Genomic DNA, 18652 nt, shown 5'->3' with positions numbered 1-18652 from the left:
TTCCGGTTGATCGATGTCGAGATCACTGACGTTAAAGACTACAAGCCTTCCAGCTCTGCCATCAGATCATTGAGACGATCAACCTTCTCCTCGGTAATGTCGCTTGCCGCCAGCCCTTCGATGTACTCGGCCAGTTCCTCCACCGTGCTGCACTCGAACATCGCCCGCAGCGGCACGTCCCGTTGCAGGGCTTTCTGCACCCGCGAGGCGATCTGCGTGGCGAGCAGCGAATGGCCGCCGAGTTCGAAGAAGTTGTCGCGTACCCCGACCTTCTCGACCTTCAGTACCTCGGCCCAGATATCGGCCAGGGTCTGCTCCAGCTCGCTGCGCGGCGCCAGGTAATCCTCGCTCTGCAACTGGCCGATCTCCAGCACCGGCAAGGCCTTGCGGTCGAGTTTGCCGTTGGCGTTGAGCGGCAACCGGTCAAGCCACAACCAGTGCAGCGGCACCATGTATTCCGGCAGCTCGGCGCGCAGGCGCTGCTTGATCCGCTCCAGGCGTTCGCTCTGATTCAGTGCGGAGTCTGCGGCCACCAGGTAGCCGACCAGATGCTTGCCATTGACGCCTTCCTGCACACCCACCGCGCCATCGCGGACTTCCGGTTGCTCGTGCAGACGCGCCTCGATTTCACCCAGCTCGATCCGGTAACCGCGGATTTTCACCTGGTGGTCGACGCGGCCGACGTACTCCAGCACCCCGTCACTGCGGCGGCGCGCCAAGTCACCGGTGCGATACAGGCGCTCACCCGGCGCACCGAACGGATTCGGCACGAACACCGGCGCGGTGCGCAACGGATCGCTGACATAACCGCGACCGACACCGGTGCCGGCGACGCACAACTCACCCACCGCACCCAACGGCACCAGATCCAGCGCGCCATCGAGCAGGTACAGCAAGTTGTTGTCGGTCGGCGTACCGATCGGCAGATAACTGCCGCGAGTCGAGGCCAGGTCGACGCGGAAGAACGCCACGTCGTCCGAGCATTCCGCCGGGCCATAGGCGTTGACCAGACCGATCTCCGGATAACGCAGCAGCCACTGGTGCGCCAGTTCCGGCGGCATTGCTTCACCGGTCGGCAGCATCCAGCGCAGCCCGTCGAGGCTCAGACGATCCGAGGCGAGCATGCCCTGAATCAGCGACGGCACACTCTCCAGCACGGTGATGCCCTGTTGTTGCACATGCACCAGCAAACCTTGCGGATCGTGGGCGATGGTGTTCGGCACGATGTCCACTCGCGCCCCGAACAGCGGCGCGGCGAGGAACTGCCAGACCGAAATGTCGAAGCTTTGCGAAGCAGTCTGGGCGATCACATCGGCGTCGCTCAGGTTCAGGTACGGCACCTTGCTCAACTGGTTGTTGAGCATGCCACGCTGCTCGACCATCACGCCTTTCGGCAACCCGGTGGAGCCCGAGGTGTAGATCACGTAGGCCAGGTTGTCCGGGCCGCTGAAGATGTTCGGATTCGCCGACGACACCGCGCCGGCCTGAACCTCTTCCCACACCAGCAAGCGTGGACGGTTGGCGCAGCTGAACTCATCGAGCAAGGTCGTCGCCTGTTCACGGCAAGCCTCGGTGCACACCAGCACCGGCGTGCGGCTGAGCTCGATGATCCGTTGCAAACGCTGGCTCGGCAGGCCCGGATCCAGCGGCAGGTAACCGGCACCGGCCTTGAAGCTGCCGATGATCATGCCCAGCAGATCCAGATTACGCTCGCCCAGCAGCGCCACCGGTTGATCGATCTGCACCCCGGCTGCGACCAGTGCATGGCCGAGACGGTTGGCGTTCTGGTTCAGTTGCTCGTAGCTCAACTGCTGATCGAGGCAACTGGCGGCAGTGCGTTGCGGATGTTGTGCGACCTGCGCTTCGAACAGTGCGACATAGCTCTGCTCCAGCGGATAGTCGTGCTCACTCTGGTTGCAGCCGTGGAGCAGGAAGTCCTGTTCCTCATGGCCCAGCAGCGGCAGGTCGGCCATATCGCCATGGAAGCCGTCGACCAGCGCCAGCAACAGACGCTTGAACTCGCCGAGCATGCGCTCGATGGTCGACTCGTCGAAGTAACGCTGGTCGTAAGACAGGTGCAGACCGAGGTCGTCGCCCGGATAGCACACCGCCGTCAACGGGAAGTTGGTGTGGGTACGGCCCGAGTCCGAGGTCGCGTTGAGGCTCTGCGCGCGGTCCAGCACCGAGACTTCCACCGGGGCGTTTTCGAACACGAACAGGCTGTCGAACAGCGGCTGGCCTTTCGGCAATTCGCTTTGTTCCTGGATGTTCACCAGCGGCAGGTATTCGTACTCGCGCAGTTGCATGTTGCTGTCGAGCAGACCGCTCAGCCATTGACGCACGCTGGCGCGCTGATCGTCCGCCGGGATCTGCACCCGCAGCGCGATGCTGTTGATGAACAGGCCGACGGTGCGCTGCATCTCCGGCATTTCCACCGGGCGCCCGGCCACGGTCACACCGAACAGCACGTCGCGATCACCGCTCATGCGGCGCAGCACCAGTGCCCACGCCGCCTGGGCGAAGGTGTTGATGGTCAACTGATGGGCCTGGGCCAGTTCGCGCAGACGAGCGCCGTCCTCGACATTCAGTCGCGTGTAGCGGTCGCCGACGATCATGCCGCCGCTTTCGCCGGCGTGCTCACGCAGGAACGGACGGTCGCTCGGGATCGGCGTGGTGCGCTCGAAGCCTTGCAGGTTCTGCTGCCACCACTGGCGCGCTTCGGCCAGGCTCTGACGTTGCAACCAGCCGATGTAATCGCGGTAGCGCGGCGGCACTGCCAGTTGTGCTTCGCGACCTTCGCCCAGAGCGGTGTAGATCTCGAAGAAATCGTTCATCAGCAGCGAACGGCACCAGGCATCGATCAGGATGTGGTGGTTGCTCATCATGAACCAGTAACGCGCCGCGCCGACCTTGATCAGGCGCAGGTGGAACGGTGCCTGATTGAGCAGATCGAAACCGGCCTCGCGCTCGGACTTGAGCAGCGCTTGCAATTTCGGCTCCTGCTCGGCTTCTGCGATGGCGCTCCAGTCCAGATATTCGATCGGCGTGCGACCCGGCGTATGAATCACTTGCAGCATGTCTTCGCCGACGTTCCAGCAGAACGACGCACGCAACGCTTCGTGACGGGCGACCACCGCTTGCCACGCCTGGGCGAAACGCTCGGGGTCGAGTTCGCTGTTGATGCGGTAGCGATCCTGCATGTAATACAGACCGGTGCCCGGCTCGAGCAAGGTGTGCAGCAGCATGCCTTCCTGCATCGGCGTCAGCGGGTACACGTCTTCGATGTGCGCCGCCGGCACCGGCAATGCGTCAAGTTGCGCCTGGGTCAGTTTCGCAAGCGGGAAGTCCGACGGCGTCAGGCCACCGGCCTCGTCCTGCAGGCAATGTTCGATCAGGCTCTGCAACTCGCCGACGTAGGCATCGGCCAGCTCGTTGATGGTCTGCGCGTCGTAGCGTTCGGCGCTGAAGGTCCAGCGCAGCAGCAGTTCCCCGCCGTACACCTGACTGTCGACGCTCAACTCGTTCGGCAGCGGTGCGTGCGGATCGTGGGCGGCGCCAACCGATTCATCCAGCGGTCGGAACAACGCGTCGCTGCCGAAGCTCTGGTCGAACTGACCGAGGTAGTTGAAGGTGATCGGCGCATTCGGCAATTCCGCCATGCTCTGACGGCTGGCGTCATCGGCCAGATAGCGCAGCACACCATAACCGAGGCCTTTGTGCGGCACGGCACGCAGTTGTTCCTTGATCGCCTTGATCGAAGAGCCCTGCCCGGCGGCCTCTTCGATGTTGTGCGGGGTCAGGCGCAGCGGATAGGCGCTGGTGAACCAGCCGACGGTGCGGGTCAGGTCGATCTCGTCGAACAGGGTTTCGCGGCCGTGGCCTTCCAGTTGAATCAGCGCCGACGGCTGCCCGCTCCAGCGGCACAGCACGCGGGCCAGCGCGGTCAGCAACAGATCGTTGACCTGCGTGCGATAGGCGCTCGGCGCCTGTTGCAACAATTGCTTGGTGCGCTCGGCATCCAGACGCACGCTGACGGTTTGCGCATGGCGATTCTGGCGACCGCCCTCAGGACGCTCGCACGGCAAATCAGCAGTCGGGCCGGCCAGTTGCGCTTGCCACCAGCTCAGTTCTTCACGCAGGGATTCGCTGCCGGCGTAAGCCTGCAAGCGCGCCGCCCAGTCCTTGAAGGCACTGGTTTTGGCCGGCAGTTTCACCGACTGATCAGCGTCGAGCTGGCGATACACGGTTTGCAGATCGTCGAGCAGAACGCGCCACGACACACCGTCGACCACCAAGTGATGGATCGCAACGAACAGCCGTTGCTGACCTTCCGGCCCATCGACCAGCACGGCACGCAGCAGCGGGCCCTGGGCAAGGTCGAGACTGCGCTGGGCATCGGCGAACAGCGCGGCGCATTTGTCCATCGACGGCACGCGAACTTGCCACAGCACGGCAGCATCGGTCACCGGTTGATGGGTCGCTTGCCATGCGCCGTTGACCTCGGTGAAGCGCAGACGCAGGGCGTCATGCTGCTCAATCATCGCCAACAGCGCTTGCTCCAGACGGTGCGGTTCCAGCGCCACAGTCGGCTCCAGCAACAACGCCTGGTTCCAGTGCTGACGCTCGGGAATCTCGGTGTCGAAGAACCAGTGCTGGATCGGCGTCAGACGCGATTCGCCCGTCACCAGACCTTGCTCGGCGGTCACGGTTTCACTGCGGCTGGCGACAGCGGCCAGGGTCTGCACGGTCTGATGCTGGAACAGATCACGCGGGCTGAAGTGAATGCCCTGCTGACGCGCCCGGCTGACCACTTGAATCGACAGGATCGAGTCGCCGCCCAATTCGAAGAAGTTGTCGTTCAGACCAACCTGCTCGACGTTGAGCACTTCGCACCAGATCTGCGCCAGGGTTTGCTCCAGCTCGTTGCTCGGCGCCACGTAATCCTGACGATTGAGCTCCGGGTCCGGTGCCGGCAACGCGCGGCGGTCGAGCTTGCCGTTGGCGGTCAACGGCATGCTCGCCAACAGAATCAGATGCGTCGGCACCATGTAGTCCGGCAGTTGCGTCTTCAGGTGCGCCTTCAGCGCGTCGCGCAGTTCGGCTTGCTCGGCTTCGCCGCGCGAAGCGACCTCGGTCACCAGATAGCCAACCAGTTGCTTGCCGCTCGGCGCATCCAGCGCCAGCACCACTGCTTCACGGATCGAGTCGTGATCGAGCAGGCGGGTTTCGATCTCGCCCAGTTCGATCCGGAAACCACGGATCTTCACCTGATGGTCGATCCGCCCCAGGTATTCCACAAGACCGTCGGCGCGCTGGCGCACCAGGTCACCGGTGCGGTACATGCGCCCGCCATCGGCAGCAAACGGGTCGGCGACGAAACGTTCGGCAGTGATGCCCGCACGCTCGTGATACCCCACCGCCAGACCGGCGCCGCCGACGAACAATTCACCGGTCGCACCTTGCGGCACCAGCGCCAGATCGGCGTCGAGAATGTAGGCCACGCGATCACCGATCACGCTGCCGATCGGCACACTGCCGGCGCCCTCTTCCAGCACCTCGGGCGCAAGGCTGGCCAGCGGCATGACCACGGTTTCGGTCGGGCCGTAGGCGTTGAAGAACAGGCTCGGCTTGAACGCCGCGCGAATTCGTTGCAGGTGCTCGCCGGTCAGCGCTTCGCCGCCGGTGATGATCATGCGCACCGGCAGGATGTCGTTTTGCGTCGCGAGGAACTGCGCCAACTGGCTGCCGTAGCTCGGGGTGAAACCGAGAATATTGATCCGATGTTCACGGATCAGCCCGCAGATTTCTTCCGCGTCCCACTGACCCTGCGCACGCAACACTACCTGCGCACCGCTCAGCAGCGGCACCAGCAGACGCTCGGTGGCGGCGTCGAAGTTGATCGAATAGAAGTGCAGTTCGCAGTCGTCCGAACGCATGCCGAAGCGCTCGATCACCGCCTGGCAATGCATGGCGATTTCACCGTGGGACACCACCACGCCTTTCGGCTTGCCGGTGGAGCCCGAGGTGTAGATCAGGTACGCCTGATGCTGCGGCAGGCTGATGAATGGCAGCTCGGTTGCCGGGTAATCGGCCAGCGCCGCGCTGTCGTCTTCCAGGCACCAGCGCGCCACGTTCGACGGCAGCTCGCCGAGGGCCTTGAACATCGCGCGGTCGCTGAGCAACAGGCCGACGCCGCTGTCTTCGATCATGTAATGCAGGCGGTCGAGCGGGTATTCAGGATCCAGCGGCACATAGGCGCCGCCGGCCTTGAGAATCGCCAACAGGCCGACGACCATTTCCAGCGAACGCTCCAGCGCCAGGCCGACCCGCACTTGCGGGCCGACACCGCGTTCACGCAGGGCCCAGGCCAGACGGTTGGCGCGGGCGTCGAGGTCGGCGTAGCTCAGGGTCTGCCCGGCGAAGGTCAGGGCCGGTGCATCTTTGCGCGCCAGCGCTTGCTCAGCGAACAGGTGATGAATGCACTGGTCGAGACGACGCTCGCCCGGCTCGACGCCAAGGCTGTCGAGCAATTGCTGTTGCTCAGGCGCATCGAGCAACGGCAGTTCACTGAGGCGTTGCTGCGGGTCAGCGATCAGCGCTTCCAGCAGGTTGCGCCAGTGCTTGGCCATGCGCGCAATGGTCGGCTCGTCGAACAGATCAGTGCTGTAAGTCAGGCAGCAACCCAGACGGTGATCGAGGTCGGTGACTTCCAGGTTGAGGTCGAACTTGGTCGCCCGCGCATCGTTGGCCAGGTACTCGACAGTCATGCCGGCGAGCATGCGGCTTTGCTGGAATTCCCAGCGCTGGACGTTGCACATCACCTGGAACAACGGGTTGTACGCGGCACTGCGCGGTGGCTGCAACGCCTCCACCAGATGATCGAACGGAAGGTCCTGATGGGACTGGCCTTCGATCACGGTGTGACGCACCTGCTCGAACAATTCACCGACCGACATCTGGCCGTCGAGCTGGCAACGCAGCACCTGAGTGTTGAGGAACGCACCGATCAGGCCTTCGCTTTCCGGGCGGATACGGTTGGCCACCGGCGCGCCGATGCGCAGATCGGTCTGGCCGCTGTAGCGATAGAGCAATGTGGCGAGTGCGGCGGTCATGGTCATGAACAGGGTCAGACCGTTCTGCGCGTTGAACGCCCGAACCCGTGCGGCGAGATCGTCGCTGAGGTCGAAACGGAACAGTTCGCCCTGATGGCTTTGCACCGGTGGACGCGGACGGTCGCCCGGCAGTTCCAGCAGTGGATGTTCGCGCCCCAGTTGTGCGGTCCAGTAGTCGAGCTGACGCTGACGCTCGCCGGACTCCAGCCAGTTGCGCTGCCACACGCTGTAGTCGAGGTACTGCACCGGCAACGGTTCCAGCGGCGATTCGCGGTCATCGACGAACGCTTCGTACAGCGCGCTGAGCTCACGGGCAAAGATGTCCATCGCCCAGCCTTCGGTGACGATGTGGTGCAGGGTCAGGACGAAGTAATGCTCTTGCTCGGCGGTCTTGACCAGACAGGCGCGCAGCAGCGGGCCGGTCTCCAGATCGAACGGCAGGTGCGCTTCGTCGTCGGCCAGTTGCTGGACTTTCTGCTCGCGCACGTCGGCGGCGAGTTTCGAGAAATCCTTCCAGTCCATTCGCACGCCGGTCTCGGCATGCACCTGCTGACGGGCCACGCCGTCGACGCTCGGGAACGTGGTGCGCAGGGTTTCGTGGCGCAGGATCAACGCTTGCAGCGCGGCCTCGAAACGCCCGACATCCAGCACGCCACGCAGGCGCGCCATGCCGCCGACGTTGTACGCCGGGCTGTCCGGTTCCATCTGCCAGAGGAACCACATGCGCTGCTGCGAGTAGGACAGCGGCACCGGTTTGCTGCGATCAACCTTGTCGATCGGCGGCTGTTTGTTGGTGCGACCGCTGGCCTGGATTTGGCGGATCTGTTCGGCGAAATCACCCAGTTCGCTGTGTTCGAACAAGGCACGCAACGGCAGCTCGACGTCGCAGGCCTGCCGGGTGCGGGAAATGATTTGGGTGGCCAGCAGCGAGTGACCGCCGAGAGCGAAGAAGTCGTCGCGCAGGCCGACCTGTTTCAGGCCCAGCACTTCGCGCCAGATTGCGGCGATCTGCTGTTCCAGCTCGGTGACCGGCTCGACGTGTTCGCGCACCTGCCATTGCGGCTCGGGCAAGGCGCGGCGGTCGAGTTTGCCGCTCGGGCTCAGGGGCATTGCGTCCAGGCGCATCAGTTGCGCCGGGACCATGTATTCCGGCAGCTCGGCGGCCAGTGCGGCCCTCAAGCGCGCGATTTGCCCGTCCTGATCTTCACTGGCATCAGTGGCGGTGAAGTAGCCGATCAGTTGCGGGCCGGCGACGGTTTCGCGCACCAGCACGGCGGCCTGCGCCACGCCGTCCTGAGCCAGCAGACGGGCTTCGATTTCTTCCGGCTCGACGCGGAAGCCGCGCAGTTTGACCTGCTGATCGAGACGGCCGAGGTATTCGATCACGCCATCATTCGTCCAGCGTGCGCGGTCACCGGTGCGGTACAGACGCACGCCCTGCTCGCCCAGCGGATCAACCACGAAACGCTCGGCGGTCAGCGCCGGACGGCCGAGGTAACCACGAGCCAGACCGATGCCGCTGATGCACAGTTCACCCGGCACACCGGCCGGCACTGGATTCAGATCGCTGTCGAGCACGCGGCAAACCACGTTGCCCAGCGGACGACCAATCGGCGAACGCTCGCCATCCGCCACACTGCAATGCCAGTGAGTGACGTTGATCGCGGTTTCGGTCGGGCCATAACGGTTGTGCAGTTGCACCGCCGGTAGTTGCACCAGCACGCGGTTACGCAGCTCCGCCGGCAGCGCCTCACCGCCGGAAAACACGCGACGCAGGCTGGTGCATTCGGCGCTCAAAGGCTCGTCGATAAACAGCGAAAGCAGCGGCGGCACGAAGTGCAGCGTGGTCACGCCGTACTGCTGAACCAGCTGTGCGATGCGATGCGGATCGCGGTGTTCGCCGGGGCCGGCGATCAGCAGGCGCGCACCGGTGATCAGCGGCCAGAAGCATTCCCACACCGACACGTCGAAACTGATCGGTGCCTTTTGCATCAGCACGTCGGTGTCGTTCAGGCGATAGGTGTTCTGCATCCATTGCAGACGTTCGGCCAGTGCCGCGTGAGTGTTGCCCACGCCTTTCGGCTGGCCGGTGGAGCCGGAGGTGTAAATCACGTAGGCGAGGTTGTCGCCGTGCAGATGCAGACCCGGTGCCTGGCTCGGCCAGTTTTCCAGGTGCAGGGTGTCCATGGCGATCACGCTGACGCCTTCGCTGACCGGCAAGCGGTCGAGCAATGCAGTCTGGGTCAGCAGCAATTCGACGCCGCTGTCGCTGAGCATGTAGGCCAGGCGATCGACCGGGTAATCCGGGTCCAGCGGTACGTAGGCGCCACCGGCCTTGATGATCGCCAGCAGGCCGATCAGCAGTTGCGGCGAACGCTCGGCGGCGATGGCCACGCACACGTCCGGGCCGACGCCTTTGTCGCGCAGGTAATGGGCGAGACGGTTGGCCTGGGCGTGCAGTTCGGCGAAGTCGAGGCTGCCGCCGTCCCACACCAGCGCAGTGCGATCAGGGGTTTGCCGTCCCTGTTCATTCAGCAGCTCCGGCAGCCATTGTTGCGCCGGGGTGCACGGGGCGATGCTCCATTCGCTTTGCTGAGTATTTTCGGCGGCGGTCAGCAATTGCAGATCGCCGATGGTTTGTTCCGGACGTTCGCAGACGGCACGCAGCAGGTTGCTGAAATGCTCGGCGAGGCGCTCGATGGTCGCGGCGTCGAACAGTTCATCGGCGTAGTCGAAGGACAGCGTCAGGCGACCGTTTCGGTCTTCTTCACTGTGCAGTTGCAGATCGAACTTGGCCTCGCGGCTGTGCCACGGTAGTTCTTCGGCCAGCAGGCCCGGCAGACGTTTGAGCGCACTCAGGTCGCGCTGCTGGTGGTTGAACATGACCTGGAACAGGCCCTGCTCGCGCGCCTGCGGGAAGGCTTCGAGCAGTTGTTCGAATGGCAGATCCTGATTCGCCTGAGCACCGAGTGCAGCCTGGCGGGTTTGCGCCAGCAGTTCGGTGAACGGCAGACGCGAATCGACGTCGGCACGCAGCACCTGGGTGTTGATGAAGAAGCCGATCAGGCCCTGGGTTTCCAGGCGCGGACGGTTGGCGTTGGGTACGCCGATGCGAATATCGCGCTGGCCGCTGTAGCGATGCAACAGGCTCTGGAACGCCGAAAGCAGCAGCATGAACGGGGTGGATTGATAAGCCTGTGCCGTCTGGCGAATGGCATCGCTGAGGCTGATACCCAGACGAACGCTGTGGCGTGCGGCGCTGTGAATTTGTTTGGCAGAACGTGGATGGTCAGTCGCCAGCTCCAGGGTCGGATGCTCGTCACCCAACTGCGCTTTCCAGTACGCCAGTTGCCGTTCGCCCTCGCCTTGCGCCAGCCATTGGCGCTGCCAGCTGCCGTAGTCGGCGTATTGGGTTGGCAGCGGCGCGAGTTCGGCGCGCTGACCTTGGGAAGCGGCGGCGTACAGGCGCGAGAACTCGTCGATCAGCACGTTCAGCGACCAGCCGTCGGCGATGATGTGGTGCGGGGTCACCAGCAACTGGTGGTCTTCTTCATCAAGGCGAACCAGCGTCACCCACAGCAGCGGGCCTTTCTCCAGATCGAACTGGGTGCGGGCTTCGTCTTCGCGGATCTGTTGTGCACGGGCTTCACGTTCGCTGGCCGGCAGGTCGCTGATGTCGATCAGTTGCAGGTTGAACTCACCCGCCACTTCGACCTGTTGCAGTGCCACACCGTCGCGCTCGAAGAAGCGCGTGCGCAGGGATTCGTGGCGTTCGATCAGTTGCTGGAAACTGGCGCGCAGGGCGTCTTCGTCCAGTTCGCCGCGCAAGCGCAGGGCACCGGGAATGTTGTAGGCGCTGCTCTGCGGGTCGAGCTGCCAGGTGATCCACAGACGGTTTTGCGCCAGGGATTGCGGCAGTGCTTCGGTGCGCGACAGTGCGGTGATTTCGCCCTGGGCGCTGCCGCCGTCCTGTTGCTGTTGCGCGACGGCTGCGGCGAACGCGGACAGGGTTGGCGCTTCGAACAGCAGGCGCAGGTTCAGCTCCAGGCTCAGCTCTTCGCGAACCTTGGCGATCACCTGAGTCGCGGCGATCGAGTTGCCGCCGAGCAGGAAGAAATGGTCGTCGGCGTTGACCTGTTTGATGTTGAGTTGCTCGGCCCAGATGTTTCCGATCAACGCTTCCAGTTCGGAGGCGGACGCGGTCGACTCATGAGCGGTTTCAGCGGTGGCCGACGGGAACACCGCGTAGCTGTCGAGGCTGCCATCAGCCAGGCGATTGCGGCAGGCCGAACGTTGCAGCTTGCCGCTGGAGGTCTTCGGCAGCGCGCCCGGGTTCAGAAGCACCACCACGCTCGGCGCTTCCTGATACGCCTCGGCCACGGCCTGGCGAATGGCTTTGATCAGCGCTTCAGGCGGGAGGATTTTCTGCACGCTGCGGCTGATTTCCGCCGCGATGCCGATGCCTTCTTCGCCATTCTGATTGACCGCGAACGCGGCGACGCGGCCCTTGCGCACCACCTCCACTTCGTTCTCGACAGTCTTTTCGAGATCCTGCGGATAGAGGTTGTGACCGCGCACGATCAGCATGTCTTTCAAGCGACCGGTGATGAACAGTTCACCGTCGCGGATGAAGCCCAGGTCACCGGTGCGCAGCCAGGTCTGGCCGGCGTGCTGGACGAAAGTCTTGGCGCTGGCCTCGGGGTTGCGCCAGTAGCCGAGGGCGATGCTCGGGCCGGCGGCCCAGACTTCACCGACGGCGTTGTCGGCCAGTTCTTCGAGGGTGTTCGGCTCGACGATCAGCACCGCATGATCGGGCTGACTGATGCCGCAGCTCATGATCGGGCTGCCCTCGCCCGCTTCGGCGCGGTTCTGTGCCAGGGCTTGATCGTCGACGCGCAGTGCAGGAATACCTTTGCCACGCGGTGTGCCGGCGACGAACAGGGTCGCTTCGGCCAGACCGTAGGACGCCATGAAACTGCTTTCGCTGAAACCGCACGCGGTGAATTTCTCGGCGAAGCGCTCGAGGGTGTCGAGACGGATCGGCTCGGAGCCGGAATAGGCCACGCGCCAGCGGCTCAGGTCGAGGCGTTCCAGCGCCGACTCACTGACCCGCTCGCTGCACAGACGATAGGCAAAGTCAGGGCCACCGCTGATGGTGCCGCCGTATTGGCTGATCGCTTCGAGCCAGCGCAACGGCCGGCCGAGGAAGTAGGCCGGCGACATCAGGATGCACGGCACACCACTGAAGATCGGTTGCAGCAGACCGCCGATCAGGCCCATGTCGTGGTACAGCGGCAGCCAGCTGACAATCACGTCGTCCGGGTTCACGTCGATGCCGAAGCCATGGCGGATCAACAGCTCGTTGGCCACCAGATTGCCGTGGCTGACTTGCACGCCTTTGGGCAACGCGGTCGAACCTGAGGTGTATTGCAGGAAGGCGATGTGGTCTTGCGGCAAGGTCGGTTCGACCCAGCGTTCGGCCAGTGCAGCGTCGAGGGTGTCGACGCACAACAGCGGCGGCGCGCCTTCGATTTGCTGCAAGGCGTCGCGCAGGTCGGCGCTGGTCAGGAGCAAGCGCGGCTCGGCGTCAGCAATGATCGACAGCAGGCGTTCCTGATGGTGACGCTTGGCCGATTCCGGCGGATAAGCCGGCACCGCGATCACGCCCGCGTACAGGCAACCAAAGAACGCCGCCACGTAATCCGGGCCGCTCGGAAACAGCAGCACCGCGCGATCACCGAATCCGGCCTCGGCCTGCAATGCGGCAGCGATGGTGCGCGCACGCCGATCGAGTTCGCGATAACTGAGCACCACAGCCTGTTCCTCGGTTTCGGCGAGAAAGCGCAAGGCCAGCCGATCCGGCGTCAGGGCCGCGCGGCGCTGGAGGGCTTGGACCAGGGTGCTGGGGAGTTCGAACGCGTCGGTCATGAGGTTTCCTGCCTGAATTCGGCTTGCTGGTGGAATCGGGTTGGCTGCGGCATGCCCGTGCAAGGCATGCGGGACACGGTCTTCGCCGACCGTGCAAGGCATTGGAATGCGGTAGGTCCGGGGCTGCGTACCCGGATCCATTCACCAATGAGAACGGATGACGTCTTGAAATAATTAGTCGGCAGGCTGGATCGCCAACGGGGCTGGGCGCTTGGGCGAGTGCGGCGGCGTGTCGCAGTTCTCAGATCGCACTGTTATGGATCATTAGTTCTCTTTCTCAATTGACAATCATTATCATTCAACATAATTTGTCGCTCGATGTGTAGGACGGCCCCGTCCCCCAGGCGTCCCACTAACCTATTGGCAGCAAGGTGATTTCCATGACGGAACAAGTATCCACAAGCAGGTGCGATTCACCGCTACTTCAGGCATTCGTCGACAATCGACTGATTCTGGTCAAGATTGCAGCCCGCATTACCGGCTGCCGGTCACGCGCCGAAGATGTGGTTCAGGATGCGTTCTTCCGACTGCAGTCGGCACCGCCGATCACGTCGTCGATCAAGGCCCAGCTGAGTTATCTGTTCCAGATCGTGCGCAACCTGGCGATCGATCACTACCGCAAACAGGCGCTGGAGCAGAAGTACGCCGGCCCCGAGGAGGAAGGGTTGAACGTGGTCATTCAGGGCGCTTCGCCGGAAACCTCGCACATCAATTTCTCGACCCTTGAACACATCGCCGACGCGCTGACCGAGCTGCCGGTCCGCACCCGCTATGCGTTCGAGATGTACCGTCTGCACGGCGTGCCGCAGAAGGACATTGCCAAGGAACTCGGCGTTTCGCCAACTCTGGTCAACTTCATGATTCGCGATGCGCTGGTGCACTGCCGCAAGGTATCCGGCAGCCGCGCCGATGCAGTGTCCGCGAACCGTCGCTGATAAAAACCGACCGCAAAAAAAAGATCGCAGCCTTCGTTGAAGGGCTGCGATCTTTTTTGTTTTCAGCGAAAAATCACACCAGCGTGCACCGGTCGAAGAACCGCTCGCGCCCGAGGATCATCAGCGCCGCGCGCTTGTGCGGGAAGTCGAACTCCTTTTCGCAATGGAAGCACTGGTTGTGCATGTGGCCGATCATCTTCGCGTTGTCGGCGCGCGGTTCGGCGACCACTCGCTGAGTACGCGGATCATCCAGGAACAGGTAGTGCACCAGCGCCGACAGCCAGCTCGCCACCTTGTGCGGGCCGCGATGGTCTTCTTCTCCGACCAGCATGTGAATGCCGCGATCGTAATTGTCGGCATCGTAGAACGGCGCGATGCGATCTTCCTTGGCCCAGTAGGCTTCGAAATAGGCAAACGGCTGATCATCGAAACAACCGATCAGGGTCAGCGTGTGCGGATCGGCGTCGAGCTTGCTCAGGTATTCGCGATGCTGTTCGAGGCTGCCCTCTTCCTGCCAGAAACTGGCGACGCGCGGGCTGTTCTGCCAGCGATTGAAACGCGCCAGATCCTGCTCGATCTCCACCGTTCGCAGGGAAATCCAGGCACCAAGGCGCGCATCGAAACGCCGATAAACCTCACCACGCGGTTTCACCGGTCGCAGCGGATGACGCTTGCCGTTGCTGATGACCATCTGCTGCGGATAGCTTCCGGTCAGTGAGGTGCCGAGCCACGGCTGCGGCAGTTGCCAGAACAGCGTGCGCTCGCAGCGATACTCACCCGCCACTTCAGTGCCCACCAGCAAACCGCTGAGCAAGGCTTCGGTTGGCGTCTGATCCAGTTGCCAGATCAATTGCTGACGCGCCGGATCCCGGGCAAACAGCCAATAACAGGCCGCCCACAGTGCCTGGCCCGGCGGCAGTGCATAGCGTTCATCGATCTGGATCGGCCCCTGGCCTTCACGATCAAGACGCAGGCGAATCAGCGGTTGCCCGTCCAGGCTCAGGCTCAGACGGCTTTCGGTGGCATCGGCTACCAGTTGGCTGCCCGAAGGCAGGGCCAGGGCAGTCAGGTCATTCAGATTGGACATGGGTCGGGCTCACGATAATCGTCGACAGTTCAACGATGGGACGTGAGCCGGGGCGGGAAATTTAGGCCGGTGGGCAAAAACCGCCGGTCACTGATGCGGTACCGGCACCACTGCAATCTTGTATGGATCGAAGATCTTCAGCATCTGCCCGCTGTCGCGCAGGCCTTGCAGCAGTTTACCGAAGGCTTCGCCGGTGATCGGGGCCTTCGGACTGAGAATCGCGTAATGGTGGTAGATCTGGTCGATGCGCTGGGACACCAGCAACTCGTCGCGCACCTTTTCGTTGCGCAGCAGGTAATCGAACAGGTACGAGCGGGTCACCAACGCAATGTCTGCGCGCCCGCGCAAGACCATCAGCAGATTGCTGTCGTGGGAATAGGTCAGCGTGGCGCTGTAGGTTTCAGCGAGGTATTTGGGATCGGCATTGAAGTTGGCGAATTCGTAGTGGTAGCCGCTGTACAGCGCCAGCCTTTTGCCCTTGAGATCGGCGAAGTAATTCTGCTGGCGACCGGGCTTGTTCTGCGCGACGAAAATCTCCGCGTCCTCCAGGCCCATGTCGACGGTGATGTGGGGAATGTCTTTCCAGCCCCAGTCCGGATTTTCGAAGATCGCCATGTCGGTGCGGCCGTCCTTGAAATCGCCGAACCGGCGAGGAATCGAGGTGGGCACCAGCTCGAAACGATAGTCGCTCTGGGCGCTGTTCAAAGCCGCGACCAATTCCGGCAGCAGCCCTGTATCAGCGCCGTTTTCCGGGCGAATGGTGTAGGGCGGAAAATGCGCCGCGCCCACCCGAACCACTTGCGCCGCCGGAGCAGGCAATACCCATAATGCAGCCAGCGCTGCGAGCATCAGCCCGGCGGCCGTCCGAATTGGCGAAGACTTCAAAACACCCCACTCCCCGAAAAAGTACCGATCATTGCATTCAAGCTAGGCGGTTTCGCCCAGTTAGCCAGTTTCCCGGGCCGATAGAAAGCGCCTAGCGCTCTTCGAGCACCAGAATCAGCGCTTCTTCGGCCAGTTGATCGAGGCTCAGGCTGCCGCCGGCACGGAACCAGGTGGTGGTCCAGGACAATGCGCCCGTGAGAAAACGTCGGGTAATGAACACGTCGCCACGGATGAATCCCGCCTCTTTGGCCTCGCCGAGTACTTGCAGCCAGAGGTCTTCGTAGATGTCGCGCAGCGCCAGCACTTTGGCCTGGCCGTCTTCGGACAGCGAGCGCCATTCATACACCAGCACCGCCATCGCCTCGCCGCTGCCGCCCATGATCGACTGCAGTTCGCAGCGGATCAGCGCCAGCACCCGCTCGCGCACATCGGCGGCATCGGCAAGGGCCGCACGCATCAGCGCGGTGTTGTAGCGGATGGTTTCTTCCATCACCGCCCGCAGGATTTCATCCTTGCTCTTGAAGTGATGAAAGATGCTGCCGGACTGAATCCCCACGGCACCGGCCAGATCGCGCACCGTGGTGCGTTCATAGCCTTTGTTGCGGAACAGGTGGGCCGCCACTTGCAGCAGTTTGCCGCGAGCGCTGTCCGGATCGGTCAGCTGGCCGGCATCGACCAGTTCACGCATGACCCTCAGGGCTTTTTGCTCGTCCACCCGTTCTCTCCTACAGTCGATCAGTCAAATGCGCCGTACGCCGCAGAAACGGCGGGGTTGCGCGGGCAATTTAAGCCGCCGGCGGTGACCAAGCAAGCGCTTGGGCAGAAGATAATTCCAGGCGTTTACAAACCAAGCGCTTGCTTGGTAGTCTCGATGCACTTCTGTCACAGGTTGCTGAGTCGGAGATCAAAATGCCCACCACGGTTCGCATCGGATGCGCCAGCGCATTCTGGGGAGACACCTCGACCGCCGCCGCGCAGCTTGTGGCGGGCGGACAGCTGGATTATCTGGTCTTCGACTATCTGGCCGAAATCACCATGTCGATCATGGCCGGCGCGCGCATGAAGGACCCGCAGGCCGGGTTCGCGGGAGACTTCATCGAAGTCCTCGCCCCCCTGCTGCCGCAACTGGCCGAACAGAACATTCGCGTCATCAGCAATGCCGGCGGAGTCAATCCAAAAGCCTGTGCCGCCGCCCTGCAAGCGGCCTGCGACAAGGCCGGCGTATCGTTGAAAATCGCCGTGCTGTCGGGCGATGACCTGCAACCCCACTTCAAAAAACTCGCCTCCCAAGGCATCACGGAAATGTTCAGCGGCGCCCCGCTGCCGCCGATGTGTGTTTCGACCAACGCCTACCTCGGTGCACCGGGCATTGTCGAAGCACTGCGTCTGGGCGCCGACATCGTCATCACCGGCCGGGTGGTCGACAGCGCAGTGGTCAGCGCTGCGCTGGTGCACGAATTCGGCTGGTCATGGCACGACTACGACAAACTCGCGCAAGCCGCTCTGGCCGGGCACATCATCGAATGCGGCGCGCAGTGCACCGGCGGTAACTTCACCGACTGGCGCGACGTGCCGGATTACGAGCACATCGGTTTCCCGATCGTCGAAGTCAGCGCCGACGGCCAGTTCATCGTCAGCAAACCCGAAGGCTCCGGCGGGCTGGTCACGCCGCTGACTGTCGGCGAGCAGATGCTCTACGAAATCGGTGATCCGCAGGCCTATCTGTTGCCCGATGTGGTCTGCGATTTCAGCCAGGTCAAACTCCAGCAACAAGGCAAAAACGCCGTCCGGGTCCACGGTGCCAAAGGCTTGCCGCCCAGCGACCAATACAAGGTCAGCGCAACGTATCCGGACGGTTTCCGTTGCACCGCCAGCTGCCTGATCGCCGGCATCGATGCGGTGGAAAAAGCCCGGCGCGTCAGCCAGGCGATCCTCGACAAAACCTCGGAAATGCTCGACCAGAAAGGTCTCGGCCCCTACACCGAAACCCACGTCGAACTGCTCGGCAGCGAAGCCACCTACGGCCCTCACGGCCAGCGCCGGGACAGCCGCGAAGTGGTGATCAAACTCGCCGTGCGCCACTCGAACAAACAGGCGCTGATCCTGTTTTCCCGCGAGATCGCCCAGGCCGCGACCGGCATGGCGCCGGGGCTGACCGGCATCGTCGGCGGACGGCCGACGGTGTATCCGCTGATCCGGCTGTTCTCGTTCCTGATCGACAAAAGCGCCTGCACATTGCAGATCGACATCGCTGGCGAATCTCACCCGTTTGCCCTGCCCGCCCCCGCCACCCTCGACAGCCAGGATCTGCCCCTGCCCCACGAAACACCCAAACCCCAGGGCCGCGCCGACGCGAGCGTGCCCTTGGTGAAACTGGCCGTGGCGCGCTCCGGCGACAAAGGCAATCACAGCAACATTGGCGTGATGCCGCGTCGTCCGGAATACCTGCCGTGGATCGCCGAAGCGCTGACCCAGGCGGTAGTCGTTGACTGGATGAGCCATGTCCTCGACCCGATTCACGGCCGGGTCGAGCGCTGGTATCTGCCGGGCACCCACAGCCTCAACTTCCTGTTGGAAAACGCCCTCGGTGGCGGCGGCGTGGCGAGTCTGCGCATCGACCCGCAAGGCAAGGCCTTCGCCCAACAACTACTGGAAATCCAGATCCCGGTGCCGCAGAGCATCGCCGAACAGTTCGACTAGAGGAT

Annotated in this window: 6 protein-coding genes; 2 read left to right on the top strand and 4 right to left on the bottom strand. The window is 63.2% G+C overall.

The features are described 5' to 3' along the window. Positions 1-38: 38 nt before the first annotated feature. On the bottom strand, positions 39-13040 hold the full coding sequence (locus tag PMI24_RS16405) for a non-ribosomal peptide synthetase (RefSeq protein WP_007955781.1): 13002 nt from the start codon (positions 13038-13040) through the stop codon (positions 39-41). 380 nt (positions 13041-13420) lie between these two features. Between PMI24_RS16405 and PMI24_RS16400 the strand changes: the two genes are divergently transcribed. Next, positions 13421-13975, top strand: coding sequence for an RNA polymerase factor sigma-70 (locus tag PMI24_RS16400; RefSeq protein ID WP_007955779.1), 555 nt, complete (start codon positions 13421-13423; stop codon positions 13973-13975). Positions 13976-14048: 73 nt separating this feature from the next. On the opposite strand, the gene PMI24_RS16395 is transcribed toward PMI24_RS16400, so the two are convergent. The 3 genes from PMI24_RS16395 to PMI24_RS16385 all read right to left on the bottom strand — a co-directional run bounded on the left by PMI24_RS16395 (position 14049) and on the right by PMI24_RS16385 (position 16662). Next, positions 14049-15062, bottom strand: coding sequence for a GNAT family N-acetyltransferase (locus PMI24_RS16395; protein WP_007955777.1), 1014 nt, complete (start codon positions 15060-15062; stop codon positions 14049-14051). Positions 15063-15149: 87 nt separating this feature from the next. Next, complete coding sequence (locus tag PMI24_RS16390) at positions 15150-15947, bottom strand: substrate-binding periplasmic protein (protein WP_007955775.1); 798 nt, start codon at positions 15945-15947, stop codon at positions 15150-15152. 91 nt (positions 15948-16038) lie between these two features. After that, positions 16039-16662: a TetR/AcrR family transcriptional regulator gene (locus PMI24_RS16385; protein WP_007955773.1), complete on the bottom strand. Its 624-nt coding sequence runs from the start codon at positions 16660-16662 to the stop codon at positions 16039-16041. Positions 16663-16856: 194 nt separating this feature from the next. On the opposite strand from PMI24_RS16385, the gene PMI24_RS16380 reads away from it, so the two are divergent. Then, entirely contained in the window at positions 16857-18647 is a 1791-nt protein-coding gene (locus PMI24_RS16380; protein WP_007955770.1) for an acyclic terpene utilization AtuA family protein, read from the top strand. The last annotated feature ends 5 nt before the right edge of the window (positions 18648-18652 follow it).

Origin of the sequence: Pseudomonas sp. GM25 (genome assembly GCF_000282255.1) — a bacterium.
Taxonomy (GTDB): Bacteria; Pseudomonadota; Gammaproteobacteria; order Pseudomonadales; family Pseudomonadaceae; genus Aquipseudomonas; species Aquipseudomonas aphyarum.
Note: the sequence above shows the minus strand (reverse complement) of the source record. Positions and strands in the feature narration are given on the sequence as shown.

Bases quoted from the DNA above. Each gene is read 5' to 3' on its own strand.
- PMI24_RS16405 (WP_007955781.1), bottom strand. From the start codon at position 13,040: ATGACCGACGCGTTCGAACTCCCCAGCACCCTGGTCCAAGCCCTCCAG.
- PMI24_RS16395 (WP_007955777.1), bottom strand. From the start codon at position 15,062: ATGTCCAATCTGAATGACCTGACTGCCCTGGCCCTGCCTTCGGGCAGC.
- PMI24_RS16380 (WP_007955770.1), top strand. From the start codon at position 16,857: ATGCCCACCACGGTTCGCATCGGATGCGCCAGCGCATTCTGGGGAGAC.
- PMI24_RS16400 (WP_007955779.1), top strand. From the start codon at position 13,421: ATGACGGAACAAGTATCCACAAGCAGGTGCGATTCACCGCTACTTCAG.